A 14,799-nucleotide genomic window follows, 5' to 3' on the forward strand; every position below is an offset into this window, starting at 1 on the left:
TCGAAACCCTTATCTTGCTCGCACCCATCATACCCAGAGCGAGGGCGCGCGTCACGCGACGGTCGCCAGGAGACTTCCGTCGTTGAGAAGCGAGTGGGGCGTCGCCCGCACGAGGGTGCCCACCGCCACGGTCGGATCGAGGCGAACGTCAAAGAGACCGCCCGTGACGCCCCGCCCTCGCCGTTCCACGACGACGAGCTGCTCGGTGCCAAGCAGCATGCTGGCCGCCTCAAGTCGCATCGAACGGGCGAGATCGCGCATACGTGCGCCCCTTTTGGCCGCAAGCCTCGGATCAACCTGGTCGGGCGCCGATGCGGCAGGTGTGCCCGGGCGCTTCGAGTAACGAAACACGTGCATCCTCGAGAAGCCCATCTCTTGGCAGAAGGCAAGGCTCTGCTCGAACTCCCCCTTTGTCTCGCCGGGAAAGCCCACGATGACATCAGTCCCCAACGCGACGCCTGGGAGCATCCTGCGTGCCGTCTTCACGGCGCGGGCGAAGGCGGCACTGTCATAGGCCCGCCCCATGCGACTGAGCGTCGCGTCCGAGCCGGACTGCAGGCAGATGTGCAGGAAGGGCGCTATGCGTTCGGGGTTGGCAGCCATGACCTCAAGCAGCTCCACGCCGACGTCAGGTGGCTCGATCGAACCTATGCGAACGCGACGGACGTCGGTCTCGCGCATGAGGAGCGAAAGCAAGCCAGAAAGGCGAAGCCCGCCTGCCTCATAGCTGCCGATGTTGATGCCCGAGAGGACCACCTCGGCACAGCCCCGCCCGCTCGCTCGGCGCACGCGACGCACGACCTCCCCTGCGCCGATGGAGCGTGCGCGGCCTCGGGCCTTCCACACGATGCAGTAGCTGCACCGCCTGTCGCAGCCATCCTGGATCTTGATGCCAAGGCGCGTGCGACCTGTCGGCGTGCCGCGAAGGAGGCCTGCGTCATCTATGCCACCTATGGGCGCACCCACAAGCTCCAAGACGCGAGTGGCGACTTGTGACTTGTCCCTGACCACGCTGAGGTTAGGCGCGAGGCCCCTCAGCTCGTCCGCAAAGAGGTTCACGGCACAGCCCGTCGCGACAACCTCAGGCGCCTGGGGAAGGGCTGCCATACGCCTCAGGAGCTTGCGCGTCTTGGCCTCGGCCTCGGCGGTCACGGCACAGCTGTTCACGACGACAGCATCCGCCTCGGCGCTCGGCGAAAGCTCGCAGCCGAGCGCAAGGAGCGTGTCCGCGATGTCGTCGAGCTCATCGCGGTTCACCCTGCAACCAAGGTTGACGAAGGCGACCTTGGGAGCGCTCACCGACGCTTCCTACCACGGAATCCGCGCCTCTTGGTGCCAACGTTGCCCTCGTCACCGACCTGAGACCCCGCAGCGCGCCCGGCCCTCCTCTCACCGACGATCTCGCGGATGGCACCGAGCTGCCTTTTCGTGAGTCCTTGAGGGGCGCTCACCTGCACGATCGCGATCAGGCTGCCGCGGGCGTGCGAGCCGAGCCTAGGCATGCCGTATCCCGTGACCTTGACCTGTTCGCCAAAGGAGCAACCCGCCGGCACCCTGACCTCGACCACCTCTTCGTCGAGGATGCCTGGGACGGTAAGCGTCATGCCGACGATGGCCTCGAGCGAGTCGATCTCCACCCTGCAGAAGAGGTCATCCCCCTGACGCTCGAAGCGTCCATGTTCCTCCACCTGGATCGTTACCACGAGGTCACCACCACGCTCAGCGCGTATGCCCGCCTCGCCCTTGCCACGCAGCGAGATCGACTGACCCGAGTGGACACCCGCCGGCACCTTGACCTCGACTGTCTCGCGAGAAGGCGCTCTTCCCTGTCCCGCGCAGGTCTCGCAGGGCTTGTCGATGACCTGGCCAGAGCCCCCGCAGCTCGGACAGACCGACTGGGACTGCATCTGACCGAAGATCGTCCGTTGCACCTCGATCACACGCCCCGTGCCCCCGCAGCGCGTACAGCTTGTGGCATGGCCGCCGTCTGCGGCCCCGCTGCCCCCGCAGTCGTCGCAGGGCGCAAGTCGATCGTAGGCTATAGTCTTCGTACAGCCCGCAGCCGCCTCCTCGAGCGTGACGCGCAGCGTGATGCCCATGTCACGTCCACGCGTCCTCGCCGCCCTGCCTGCGGCGCCCGTCGCTCCCCCACCAAAGAACGACTCGAAGATGTCGCTGACGCCAAAGCCGCCTCCGAAGATGTCCGACATGTCAACGTAGTCCGACCCAAAGCCGCCAGGGCCGTCCGGCGTGCCAAAGCGGTCGTAGTTCGAGCGCTTGCGCTCGTCCGAGAGAACCGAGTAGGCCTCGTTGACCTCCTTGAACTTACGCTCGGCGTCAGGCGCCTGGTTGACGTCAGGGTGGAGCGTCCGCGCCTTCTTGAGAAACGCGCGCTTGATCGTCTTTGCGTCGGCGTCATGCCCAACGCCGAGGATCTCGTAGTAGTCAGGACTCGCTGCCAATCTCACCATTCTCCTGAAAGCTCAGTCTGCTGCCGTACCAATGCGTCTCGCGATTCGCCGTCGGGAAACGAGCGGCCCCCCGACACCCGACACGCACCACCTTCCTAGTAGCCCATGTAGCCCCTCGTGCCGAGCGTCGAGCACGACTGCATCATCACCACGACGACAGCCATGATCAGCGCATTGGAAAAGCCGTTCACAACGGAGGCAAAGCCCCGCCTCCACCAGGCCACAGGATGGATGACGCCGTCCCTGAACGCGTTGATGAGTCCACCGACCACGACTAGGGCGATGAAGAGCCACATGCCCGAGAGGGTTCGGGCGAGCGCACCAAGCGCGATGAAGGGAAGCGCAAGTCCAAGCATGTAGAAGCCAAGGGCCTGCCGTCGGCTCAGGCGCTCGGAGGCGACGCCGACCCTGCAGACGAAGTCACCCGACGCCTTGCCGTTGGTGCCGGCGTTTCCCATGTCCTTGACGCGCACCTCGTCACCGTCATGCGAATGCGCGGGCACGCTCACCACGACCTCACTCGCAGAGAGCGTGCGCCCCGTGCCTCCGCAGCTGGGGCAGGGGTCTACGACCACCTTGCCCGAGCCCTCGCACTCGGGGCACTCCATCTCGAAGACGCCAAGGCCAAAGATGCTGTTGAGGTCGATACCGATGTGGCCGCTGCCACCGCAGGTGGGGCAGGTCCCGGCGTGCTCGTGCTCGATCGAGCCCTTCCCGTTACAGGTCTCGCAGGCCACGTAGCGCTGGTAGGTAACGCCGCGCTGACAGCCCTCCTTGGCCTGCTGCTCGCTCAGGTCGAGCTCAACGGTCACGTCGGCGCCCACCTTGGGGTTGTACGCACGCGACGTGGACCGAGACCCCCTACGCGCGGCATAGCCACCAAAGGGAAAGCCCCAACCAAAGGGCGATCCGTCAAAACCACCCGCACCGTAGGGACTCTGGGACGCAGGGCCATACCCGCCGAAGGAGGCGCTGGAGCGCATGGCGTCGTAGCGCCTGCGCTTGTCGTCGTCCGAGAGGACTGCGTAGGCCTCAGAGACCTCCTTGAAGCTCTCCTCGGCACCTGCCGCCTTGTTGACATCCGGGTGGAGCTTGCGCGCCTTCTGCTGGAAGGAGCGGCGTATCTCGTCCTTCGAGGCGTCCTTCTCCACGCCGAGGATCGCGTAGTAGTCCTTCTCGTTCATTGATGCCATACAGCAGTCCTTCGCAAAGAGGCATGAAAGCAGAGAAAATCACATGTCGTTTGATTGTATCCAAGGCGGATGCGGGCTATTCTCGCATTTGCCTCGTTGGCGCATCTCGGCATATCTCACATGATTGAGCGGCCCCGTCACCCGTCTCCTGCCGACGCCACCTGACGGAGAGGGGCGCAGACGCGAGGCAGGGCCACGCGGGAAGGAGATGGTCGGCGCAAATGACCTTGCACAGACACGCCAGAGACTGACTCTCGCCTCAGTGTCAGCCACCTGCAGAGACCCCCCGGAACGATCGGGCGGAGCGATTGTTGGGTAGTTGATCCGTAATTCCCGTCTGAGTTTCTGACCACGCATAGCCTTGATAACAATATCATCAAAACTGCAGGCAAACCAACATAGGCCCCTCGCGGTTTTTAGTGGGTAGCACAGAGGGACGTCTGGGGAAAACGCAGCTTTCCTGGCGGCGGGGCGGCATCATTCCGCGCGAGAGTCGGCGGGCGTGCGGGGGTGTCGTGACGGGTCCCGAGACGAGGATGCCGGCGGCCCTCGTGCCCGAGTCGCCGGACCTGGGCGACGGGCGGGCCGTCGCGGGTGTCGAGATGAGAAGGTGCGGGCCCGATCCCGACGGGCCGCGCGCCTACGTGGAGCGGACCCCCGGCCACGCGACGGGGTGCCCCAGGCGCGGGGCGACGCGCGGGGCCTGCGACACGCGCGGGCGCACGTGGCGCCGCCCGGGCATATGGCAGCACGAGACCCACGCCCGCCGCGGGCTGCCGCGCCTCGGCCGCGACGAGGGCGGCCCGCCGGGCGCAGGGGTCCCGTGGGCGGATCCCGACGCCAGGCACCTCGCCGCCCTCCTCGGGACCCAGGTGCCGGCCGTGGCGATGTCCCCGGTGCCCGCGGGGGGCATGGCGGGGCCGGTGCGCGGGCACGACGCGAGGGCCTGGGCGACGCCCGGCGGGATCGTCGCCGAGGCCCACGCTGAGGCCGACCTCTCGGGCGCGGGTGACGTCGGCGTCGACGAGACGGCCAGGAGGCGCGGGCACGACCACCCGGCCAGCCTCGCCGGCCCCGGGGGCGAGCGGGCCGTGGTCTGCGCCCTCGGGCGCGACGCCGGCACGGTCGCCGGCCTCGCCCGCGAGCTGGCCGAGCGCGGCGGCGACCCGGGGGCGGCGGGGGTCGCGGCCCGCGACCTCTCGCCGGCGCTCCCCAGGGGCGTCCCCGGGCGCCCGCCAGACGCCGAGCGGGTCGCCGGGCGCTCCCGCGTGACCCGGCTCGCGACCAGGCAGCCGGGCGGGGTCCGCCGAGGCAAGGGAGTCGAGGGAGAAGAGGGCGCCCCTCGCCAGGACCAAGCACGTATGGCCGGGGAGGGAGGCGAGCCTTACGGAGGGGCAGGCCGAGAGGAGGCGCACGCCGTCGAGGGAGCACCCCGGGACCGCCCGCGCCTGCGCGACGAGGGAGGCGCCGCGGGCGGCCTGCGACTGCGGGGCCGGGGACGACGCGGGGTCGGAGCCGGACGCCCCGCGCGGCCGGGTCACGCGCCCGGACGTCCCCCAGACGAGGACGGTCGCCAGGACCGTACGGGAGCACGGGGCCGAGATCCCGGACCACTCCGGCCACAGGCCCGCCAACGCCGTCCCCGGGGGAACGAGCTCGGCAGTCCAGTCGGCCAAGAGGCAGGCACGAGGGCTCGGTAACTTGGAGTACCTCGAGACCATCATCTACCCAAGACTAGGAAAGCTACGTTTTCCCCAGACGTCCCTCTGTGCTACCCACTAAAAACCGCGAGGGGCCTTGCCCTTTTGGCACGGGGGGATTACCCTACGTACTGGACTTGACAACATCGTCCCCACACACGTGGACCGCCCCGTGTGTAGGGATGATTCATGGAGGGACACCATGCTCGCAAAGAAGGTATGCAGGATACTCGGCATCAGCTTCGTCGTCGTCGGGGCAATCGCCCTCGCAGCGGGAATTTTCCTCTATGTTCAATCCCTGAGGGACTTTGCCGCAGGCGAGAAAGTCACGGCAACGATAGACAGCGTATATACCTATGACTCCTACAACCATAGCGGATCACGCACCACACGCGAGACCCGCTCTGACGTATATGTGAGCTATGAATACAAAGGTCAGCAATATGATCACATAAGGCTCTCTGACACCTCGTCAGACATGTATGAGGGACAGCAGATAGAGCTTCTGATCAATCCAGACAACCCAGGGGAGGTCATACCAGCGTGGGGACTTATGCTCCCCCTCGTGGTGCCCGGGGCCGGCGGCGGTGTCTTCCTCATCGTCGGCGTCGTGCTCCTCGTTATCGTCTTCCGAAAGGGGGCATCCTGGGAGCGTTCCGAAAAGGAGCTCGATCAGTCGGTCGACCAGATGCTTCATCAGGGGTCTGCGCAGATGGGAGACCAGCCCTTCAGTGGCAGACAGGTCACGACGAGAACCACCACGACGACAACGTACACGAGCGACGGACGGGAGGTCCGTCGCGAGGTCACCACGACAAGCACGACGAACCCCGCATCGTCCACCCCGTCGGAGTCGGCCGTCACGCCCGGCGACCCCTCAAGCCCCTCCACATCCGAAGGTCCAACGTCCAACCCTCCCACCTTTGGCTGGGGAGACAGCCTGTAGGGTCAGGAACGACACAGGGCGGCCCACCACGTTCTCCGGCACGTGTCCTAGGGAAGCACTGATTTATTCAAGGCGTAACGCGCCGCAGGGGCCGCCCGGGCAGGCGCGAGAGGGTGCCCTGTGATATAATATGCGCAGGTAAGGGGCATTTTTCTCATCAGCTTGGGGTGGTCCTCGCGCGGCGCCGGGGGAGCTTCGCGGACCTCGGGGCGTCCGGCCAGGGGCGGCGCGAGGGGTTCCCGGGGCAGACGGGGGCGATCGCGCCCCGGGGGGAGTGGGTCGCGCCCGTCGGGTCCCACCACCCGGACGGGAGGCCCGTCGGCCGCGCGCGCATGCCCGGGACGTGCCTCCCGCGGGCCTGGCCCCGCCTCTCCGACGAGGCGTGCGAGGACGCCGTCCCGGGCCCGGGGGCCACGCGGCGCCTCGTCGGCATCGACGTGACGCCCGGGCAGGTGCCGGACGCGACGACCCTCCCCGAGTTCCGCCACCTGCTCGAGGGGGAGGGGCTCGGGGAGGGGATGCTCGCCGAGCCCGTCCCCGTCCCGGGCGGGCGCGGCATCATCACGCGCGGGGGCCCCGTCGTCGACGCCACCCTCGCCGGGTCCCCCTCCCCGGCGAGGAACCGGGGGCGCTCGCGCGACCCGGGGGCCCACCAGGCGAGGAGGGACGACGACCGGCACCTCGGGCACGAGGCGCACGCGGGCGTCGACGCGGGGACGGGCCTCGCGCGCACGGCGGGGGTCACCGCCGCGAGCGTGTCGGACGTGGCCGTGGCGCCGTCGCCGCCGCGCCCCGACGACGGGTCCCGCCACGCCGACGCGGGCCACGCGGGCATGGGGAAGCGCCCCGAGGCCAGGGGCGACCCCACCCCCTCGGGGGTGGGGTGGCGCGTCGCGAGGCGCCGCCCGGGGGTCCCGGGGCGCGACCACCCGGAGGTCTCGTGGGAGCGAGGGACAGGGAGCTCCCTCTCCCGTGTGCGCTCGAGGGCCGGGCACCCCCTCCACGCCGTCAAGGACCTCTTCGGGCCCGGGAGGACGAGGCGCCGGGGCCCGGGAAGAACCGCAACCAGCCCTGCGTCGCCCTCGCGCTCGCGGACCTCGCCCTGCTCGCGCAGGCGGGAGGGACCCTGGCCCCGACCTGCGCGTAGGGAGCCCGGGGCCCCGGAGGGGGCGCGAGCCCAACGCGGGCCGGCGTGCGGCCCGGCCCGAGGCGCCGACGCGCCGCCCGCAGGTCCCCCGGTGGATGAAATCAACCCATCGGCCTATATAATCAGTGCTTCCCTAGCACGCCGCGTGGTGAGGAAAGGACGAACAACGCCAACGGTATCATCAAGGGCCTGTCGTGCCGCCACGATTGCACGAGCCACCATCTCAAGGCTTGGATGCAGGCCCACATCAGCCCCCACCGTCTTCTTGGCAAGCCGCACGGCCTGTCATAGATGATGGGTTGCCTCAAAGTGTACGTTTCCGCTGCCTCGCGCCGCATTTTCCCAGTTGGGCGATTCCGGAATCGACGGAAACGTACACTTTCATATGCCCCACACCCTGTCAAGCGACAAGGCGCCCCAGGCCGGAACCCGTCGGCCCCGGCCTGGGGCAACATGCATCTCGCCTCGGTCGCGCATCGGAGAAGTCTCCGCTGGAAAGACGCCTGCGCTGGCACTTTCAGATCCGCGGGCACCGCAGCTGCGGCCCGCACCTCGAGGGTTCGGCAAGGGGGTTGTCGCGATGTGGGTGGTCTGCGGGCGCACGCGTCGGCGTGGTGCCGGTGTGCAAAAGTGCCGGCGCGAGCCCCCCGACGCCCTCGGGCGCGCTGCCGGGGCGGCGATGGTTCGTCGCGGGCCGCCTAGCGCCCCTTCGCGGCGAGCTCGGAGCCGACCATGGTCCCGACGAACCACATGTCCCGCGCGAGCATGCTCGCGACCGCCGTCTTCGCGACGTCCTTCGCCCTGCCCGCCTCGATGAGGTGCGCGTAGCGGGCGGCGTCGCGCGTGTTGCGCCTGGCGGCCTCGGCCTCGATCGCCGGCGATGCCCCATGGCCCTTCCGGCAGTACTCGCGCCCGCCGCCGGAGCGCGCGACGCTCGCGGCCCCCTCGATGACCGCCCTGCGGCAGCGGGCGTCCCCGGCCTTCGTGATGTGGCCGCCCCCCGTGACCTTCGGGCCGCCGCCGTGCCTGCCGGGCGTGAGCCCGAGGTAGCGCGACACCGACCGGCCGCGCCCGAATCGAGAGAGGTCGCCCATGGTCGCGCAGAAGGCCAGCGCGGTGATCACGTCGACGCACCTCAGCCTCGTGAGCGCGTCGACGTACGGCCTCCACCGCGGGGAACCCGCCGCCCCCTCGCGGTCGCGCCTCGGGCGGCGCGCCCTCTCGACGTCCTCGGCCGCGGCCTCGAGGTGGCGCCCGAAGGCCAGCTCGTCCAGCCGGTTCCCGAAGTGCAGGGTCTTGAGCCAGTCGGCGTGCGCCCTACCCCACGTCGCGCGCAGCCTGCCGCCCCTCGTCCTCCCGTCCCAGACGGTCCCGTGCCGCAGCAGGAAGCCGGAGGGCCGCAGCTTCGAGCGACGCGAGGCCGAGACGGCGTCCTCGTAGGCGCGCGTCAGGTCCCGAAGCCCCTCGCACTCGGCGTCCGGCATCCACACCTGCTTGATCTTCGGCCTGGCCTTGGTCATCTCCGAGAGCGGGGCCTCGGCATCGCGCCCGTCGTCCTTGAGCGCCCTGTCCTCGCTGCCCCTGGGGATGCTCGTGACGGCTATCACCTCGCAGTGCCGTCCGGGTGCCTCGAGGTCGCGCCGCGGCTGGAACCCGCATGGCCCCGACCCGTGGGCGAACCGGTACGGGGCGGCCGCCCGGGACCTGGCCCGGCCCAGCATGCCCGAGGCGGTCGGGCAGCCGGTGAGCTTCCTGGTTCTCGCCTCGCCCGTGGAGAGGTCGAGGCCGCTGATGGTCGACGGCCTCGCGCGCTGGCCGATGGCCAGGATCGTCGCGTAGCCGGACTTGATGGTAGACTCTGCCATTGGGGATCCCTAACTCCCGTCCTGCGGTACGGCTCGCCGCCATACCCGTCGTCACGGACAGCGTACCAGCCCGGCCCGCGCTCGGACGGAGGGGGTCTCCGATTGACCCTGGTCAAGCGCTTCGGCAGGGTTGGTGTGGGGCATATCGTCTGGGCGGCACCCTCGAGTACAAACCAGTCGCATGACCAAGTCGGTGCCCCCCGAGCCGACCGAAGGCGCTCCTTCCCCACTAAATCGCGTCCGTCACGCAATCTGAGTCGAAGGCCAGCAATGGACAGGATGACAAAGCCACCCTAGAGCGCGACAAGGGCGCAAGCATGCACAGCCCATCAGTCGATGCCGCGTCGCTTCCAGGATGCGATAACGGCAGAATAGCCCTCTGCCTCGGCGAGCACATGCGGCTTGATGCCCACGTTGAAGACGAGGGAGCTCTCCATCGTCTGCAGAGGGTGATGTCTTGGAGAGAGGATGTCCGAACAGAGACGGTCCGTGGCGCGCTCGACCCTATGCCTCCGGTGAGAATCGGCCAACGGATCGGTGTTGAAATGCTGTATGGCACTGATCGAGTCGCTCACCCTGCCGCCGGAATAGACCACAAGCTGGCGCAGGACCCCAAGCGCCCTGCCGGCGCCCCGATTGCCGCCGGTGGCCACCGTGACGGCATGCCTTCCCTGCAATGCCCGCTCCATGATGAAGTGGCCGCGATCGATGAAGGTCTTCATCACACCCGAGACGTTGCTCGCATAGGTGGGCGTCCCCAGGACCAGTCCCTCAGAGGCTGCCAGAACGTCAAGGACCTCCTCAAGGCCATCGTCCTTATGGCAACGACCCGTCCGGTAGCATGACGTGCAGCCGTCGCAGTACCGCATCTCATAATCACCCAGGTCGAAGTAGGCAACCTCCGCATCCCACCTCACAATGGCACGCTCCTGCATCGCGTGCAGCACCTTTGCGGTCGCACCCCTCCTTCGCGGGCTGCCATTCACGATCGTTATCCTCATGCATCCTCCCCACGTCGGTATGTCCACGCACAGCATAAGCATAGGGAGGAACCGCGCGTATGCACGCTACAACATGAGCGAATGTGTCGCGTCCTGGGAATGGACGAGCGTACCAAGGCCCTGGACGACCCGCGCGATGCGGGCGGTGTCCATGGAATCGGGGTCAGAGATCCACTCTCTCCAAAAGCACAGGACTCCCGCGGCAAAGGCGCCAAGGACGAGCTCGAGGTCTCGGGGTTCGACGCGATGGGCGAAGTAGCCCCTGTTTGCCTTGCGAACCTCATCGGTCCATCTGCGCACGAGCTCGCCATCGGGACGCTCGACAAAGAGAATGCACAGCGTCTCGCGGTGAGCACGGACGATTTGCCCCTTCCTCTCGAGCATGTCCCAGCGAAGCGTTCCGTCCTCCTGCATGATACCGACCGTGGCTGGCAGGGAGACGGCAGCCAATATTTCGTCTTCGATGGAGTCGAGCACGTCCCTCAGATTTCCAAAGTGGGCATAGAAGGTCGACCGTGCACAGGGAACGGCTCGACACAAGGTCGCAATGCTCATCTGCTCGATTCCCTGCCTTCGATAGATGGCAAGGAAGGCCTTCTCTATCAGGCTCTTGATAAGGACACCCCACCTCTGACAGACGTTTGCTGGAACGGGACAGAACTGATGGAGACAGTATAGGGCTGAGCGAGATGGTCCGCGAGACGCACAGCCCGTCCGAATATTCTTACCACATCGGGGGCACGGCATGCTCGCTGGCCACTCGGGGAGGGGCGACAGGACCTGCGCCAGGATGGCCGCCTCGCGTCGCGTCGGAGGGGTGGCGGCCAGGGAGACGAGCGACCCGGGGCGCGTGGCCGGCCGCGAGAGGCACGTCTTCCGGGGCCGGGAGCGCGGCACGTCCGCCCTCGGCCCCAAGGGCGGCGGGTTCGGCCCGGCACCCGCGGGCGGGTGGCCGGCACCGCCGGAGGGGCCCGTGCCCGGCCTCGGCGACGCATGGGCGCCGGGCCCGCCGGCGACCCCGGAGGGCCTGTGGGGGGCGCCCGGCGCGGCGTCGCCGTCCGACTCCGACGGGCCCGGGTGCCCGTGCCCACGCCACGCGCTCGCGCCCTCGCAGCCCAACTGCCTGGCCGGGTGCTGGTGGGAGGGCGGCTGGGCTGGGCGCGCGTCGCCCACCCCTCGGCCAGGCTCGCGTCCCAGCGCGCGGGCGAGCTGCCGGGGCGCGTCGGCGACGAGGCGGCGCGGAGGAGGCTCCTCGACGCGCGCCTCGCGTGGGTCGCCGACATGGCGGACGGCACGGCCAGGGCGTCGGCGGGCCCGACGGGGCCGCCCGACCCCTCGCGCATGCCACCTGCGGCGACACCCGACCACGACGCGCGAGGCCGGCGAGGGGTGCCGCCCCGCCCACGTGCCGGGGCGGCCGGCGGCGCCGTCGGCGTGCCTGCGGGTGGCCGCCGGCAACGTCGTCGACGCCGCCACGCCAGGGCGCACCTTCGCCGAGCTGGGGGCTGCCGGGCTGCCCGCCTCATGGGCCGTGCCCGGCGCCGGGCGCTGGTCGGCCGGCAACGCGCGCGCGACGGGCGAGGCCGGGACCAGGTTCCCGGCCAGGCCGGGGCCCAACGTGCGCGCTTACGGGGACGTCGTGGCGGGGCGCCCCGCGACGGCGCGCGAGGCGGACGGACCCGTCGCCCACGGCGGCCGCCACGCCTGCGCCGGCAGGCCCGGGGCCGAGCTCGTCCCGGGCGTGCGCGGGCGGCCCTGCCCGTGCGTCGACACGCGGGCGCGCGGCCAGGGGCAGCACAGGCCCTGCGGGCGCGCCGGCAAGGGGGAGATCGCGCCCGGGCAGGCGCGCGAGGGGACGGGGCGGATGGGGGTGTTCGCGCTCGCCTCGACCGCTGACATAGCCGCCCCCGACGTGCTCGGCGCCCACTGCGCCCACCAGCGAATCGAGCAAGTCTTCGACGTGGGCAAGAACTACGCCTCGCTGCTGCCCCCGCGCGCCCGCTCCGAGGAGGCGCCGGGGGGCCACCTGCCGCCCGCGCTCTGCGCGACGGCGCTGTCGTGCCGCCCGCGGCCGGGGCTCCCCGCGGGGGCATCGTCGATGCCGCAGGCGCTGGCGGCCGCACGCAACCAGAGGTGCAAGGCATGCGACGACAAGGTGATCACCTGCGAGCCCACGTCCACCGCGAACGAGCTCTACAAGGCCATCGGGGCCACATGCCCGGTGGAGATCCCGCTTCCGTGTGGTAAGAAATAGAGGCGGGAATTACGGTTGATTGGGGGCTCCCCTCAGGGTAGGGCGAAGGCGCCTGCGACCCGCAGGCCCCGCGTGGCGTATACTGGGCACGTGGCGGGCCAGCGCAGCATCTTGCGCGGGCCGCGATTTGCACCCTGCGAGGATGGAGGAGGGACCATGGACGCACAGGAGCCCCGAGACCCCGACACGCGAAGGGGCCGGAAGGACACCCCAAAGCACCTGGGCCTCACGGCGCTTCGCCTGGTGACCCTCGCCGCCTGCCTGGCGCTCGCGCTCATGCTGGCCACGGCGCCGCCTCGCAAGCCCCCGAGGGTCGGCGCCATCGGCTCCGGCTGCTCCTACGAGCTCGATACGTGGACCGGCAGGCTCACCATCCGCCCCACGGACGGCGCGTCAGGGGAGATGGCCTACGTCCGCGACGCGCTGCCCAGCGACGACCTCCGGCACGCCGTCAGGTCGGTGAGCGTCGAGAGGGGCGTCCTTGCGCCTGCGGACTCCAGCTACCTCTTCTGTGACCTGGACGCGGTGGAGACCATCGACCTCTCGGGCCTCGACACCTCGCGGGTCACGGACATGAGCGAGATGTTCCAGGGCTGCTCCTCGCTCGCGTCCCTCGACCTCTCGGGCTGGGACACCTCGCGGGTCACGGACATGGGAAGCATGTTCTACAGCTGCAAGGCCCTCCGGTCCCTCGACCTCTCTCACTTCGACACCTCGCGGGTCACCGACATGGAGGGCATGTTCTCCGGCTGCAAGGCCCTCCGGTCCCTCGACCTCTCTCACTTCGACACCTCGCGGGTCACGGACATGGGAGGCACGTATACGGGGGGAATGTTCTCCGGCTGCTCCTCGCTCGCGTCCCTCGACCTCTCAGGCTGGGACACCTCGCGGGTTACCGACATGGAGGACATGTTCAAAAAATGCTCCTCGCTCGTCTCCCTCGACCTCTCAGGCTGGGACACCTCGCAGGTCACAAACATGGACGATATGTTCTGCAATTGCTCCTCGCTCGCGTCCCTCGACCTCTCCCACTTCGACACCTCGCGGGTCACTCGTATGGGAAATGTGTGCGTGAGCGGGATGTTCTCCGGCTGCTCCTCGCTCGCGTCCCTCGACCTCTCGGGCTGGGACACCTCACGCGTTGAGGACATGGGGCACATGTTCGAGGGCTGCTCCTCGCTCGCGTCCCTCGACCTCTCGGGCTTCGATACCGCAAGGGTCACGGACGTGAATGGCATGTTCTGGAACTGTTCCTCGCTCGCGTCCCTCGACCTCTCCGGGCTCGACACCTCGCAGGTCACATGCATGGAGAGCATGTTCCAGGGCTGCTCCTCACTGGTTTCCCTCGACCTCTCCGGGCTCGACACCTCGCGGGTCACGGACATGAGGCGCATGTTCCAGGGCTGCTCCTCACTGGTTTCCCTCGACCTCTCCGGGCTCGACACCTCGCGGGTCACGGACATGATCGGCATGTTCCAGGGCTGCTCCTCGCTCGCGTCCCTCGACCTCTCCGGCTGGGACACCTCGCAGGCCCAGTACATGGGGGGTATGTTCTATGGCTGCTCCTCGCTCGCGCACCTCGATATCTTTGACCTCGACACCTCGCAGGTCACGTACATGAGTAGCATGTTCCAGGGTTGTTCCTCGCTCGCACACCTTGACCTCTCCGGTTGGGACACCTCGCAGGTCATACGTATGGATTTCATGTTCGCCGACTGTTCCTCGCTCTCCTCCCTCGACCTCTCCCACTTCAGCACCTCGCGAGTCACCGACATGAGCGGGGTGTTCGACAGCTGCTCGTCGCTCGCATCCCTCAACCTCTCGGGATGGGACACCTCGCGAGTCACAAAGATGCAGTTCATGTTCTCCGGCTGCTCCTCGCTCGCGTCCCTCGACCTCTCCGGATGGGACACCTCGCAGTCCGAGGGCATGTGGGGGATGTTCCTGGGCTGCTCGTCGCTCTCCTCCCTGGCGGTCGGGGAGCGGTGCGGGGGCGTCCTCTCGGCCGACAGGCACACGGCGCTCCCCGCGGGCGTGGGCGGCTGGGGGTGGCACTCCGAGAGGGACGAGAGATGGCTCACAAAAGGCGAGCTCTCGTCCTCCCGCCAGGGGGTGGCGGACACCTACACGGCCCCCGGGGCCTGGAGGTCGCTGGTGTCGCCCCAGGCGGCCCAAACGTCGCCGTAGGGACGCGAGGGAGAAGTTGGACATGCAGGGGTGCA

10 protein-coding genes and 1 pseudogene are annotated in these 14,799 nt (G+C 68.8%); 5 read left to right on the plus strand and 6 right to left on the minus strand.

Going from position 1 to position 14,799, the window contains the following annotated elements:
- Window positions 1-51: 51 nt before the first annotated feature.
- The 3 genes from ADJ70_RS06290 to ADJ70_RS06300 form a co-directional block, all read right to left on the minus strand.
- Window positions 52-1,299: a MiaB/RimO family radical SAM methylthiotransferase gene (locus ADJ70_RS06290; protein WP_050344392.1), complete on the minus strand. Its 1,248-nt coding sequence runs from the start codon at window positions 1,297-1,299 to the stop codon at window positions 52-54.
- Window positions 1,296-2,462, minus strand: a complete 1,167-nt coding sequence (locus tag ADJ70_RS06295) for a DnaJ C-terminal domain-containing protein (protein WP_083443850.1) — start codon at window positions 2,460-2,462, stop codon at window positions 1,296-1,298. Before ADJ70_RS06295 ends, ADJ70_RS06290 begins: the two co-directional genes overlap by 4 nt.
- Before the next feature lie 104 nt (window positions 2,463-2,566).
- Window positions 2,567-3,664 (minus strand): DnaJ domain-containing protein, encoded by a 1,098-nt coding sequence (locus ADJ70_RS06300; protein WP_050344394.1) that lies wholly within the window; start codon window positions 3,662-3,664, stop codon window positions 2,567-2,569.
- A gap of 1,368 nt (window positions 3,665-5,032) precedes the next feature.
- Here ADJ70_RS06300 and ADJ70_RS15645 point away from each other — a divergent pair.
- The 3 genes and pseudogenes from ADJ70_RS15645 to ADJ70_RS15650 form a co-directional block, all read left to right on the plus strand.
- Window positions 5,033-5,446 (plus strand): annotated as a pseudogene (locus tag ADJ70_RS15645) (transposase); the annotation flags it as partial.
- A gap of 120 nt (window positions 5,447-5,566) precedes the next feature.
- Window positions 5,567-6,310, plus strand: a complete 744-nt coding sequence (locus tag ADJ70_RS06310) for a DUF3592 domain-containing protein (protein ID WP_050344396.1) — start codon at window positions 5,567-5,569, stop codon at window positions 6,308-6,310.
- A gap of 332 nt (window positions 6,311-6,642) precedes the next feature.
- Entirely contained in the window at window positions 6,643-7,752 is a 1,110-nt protein-coding gene (locus ADJ70_RS15650) for a transposase (RefSeq protein WP_157051420.1), read from the plus strand.
- A gap of 403 nt (window positions 7,753-8,155) precedes the next feature.
- Here the strand turns inward: ADJ70_RS15650 and ADJ70_RS06320 are convergent, their stop codons facing one another.
- The 3 genes from ADJ70_RS06320 to ADJ70_RS06330 all read right to left on the minus strand — a co-directional run bounded on the left by ADJ70_RS06320 (window position 8,156) and on the right by ADJ70_RS06330 (window position 10,878).
- Window positions 8,156-9,322 (minus strand): IS110 family transposase, encoded by a 1,167-nt coding sequence (locus tag ADJ70_RS06320; RefSeq protein WP_050344398.1) that lies wholly within the window; start codon window positions 9,320-9,322, stop codon window positions 8,156-8,158.
- Between the two features lie 329 nt (window positions 9,323-9,651).
- Complete coding sequence (locus tag ADJ70_RS06325) at window positions 9,652-10,323, minus strand: flavodoxin family protein (RefSeq protein ID WP_050344399.1); 672 nt, start codon at window positions 10,321-10,323, stop codon at window positions 9,652-9,654.
- Between the two features lie 66 nt (window positions 10,324-10,389).
- Window positions 10,390-10,878, minus strand: a complete 489-nt coding sequence (locus tag ADJ70_RS06330; RefSeq protein WP_050344400.1) for a TetR/AcrR family transcriptional regulator — start codon at window positions 10,876-10,878, stop codon at window positions 10,390-10,392.
- Between the two features lie 1,063 nt (window positions 10,879-11,941).
- On the opposite strand from ADJ70_RS06330, the gene ADJ70_RS06335 reads away from it, so the two are divergent.
- Window positions 11,942-12,577: a hypothetical protein gene (locus ADJ70_RS06335; protein ID WP_157051421.1), complete on the plus strand. Its 636-nt coding sequence runs from the start codon at window positions 11,942-11,944 to the stop codon at window positions 12,575-12,577.
- A 156-nt stretch (window positions 12,578-12,733) separates the two neighbouring features.
- Window positions 12,734-14,764 (plus strand): BspA family leucine-rich repeat surface protein, encoded by a 2,031-nt coding sequence (locus ADJ70_RS06340; protein ID WP_050344402.1) that lies wholly within the window; start codon window positions 12,734-12,736, stop codon window positions 14,762-14,764.
- The last annotated feature ends 35 nt before the right edge of the window (window positions 14,765-14,799 follow it).

Source organism: Olsenella sp. oral taxon 807, from assembly GCF_001189515.2.
Classification (GTDB): Bacteria; Actinomycetota; Coriobacteriia; order Coriobacteriales; family Atopobiaceae; genus Olsenella_F.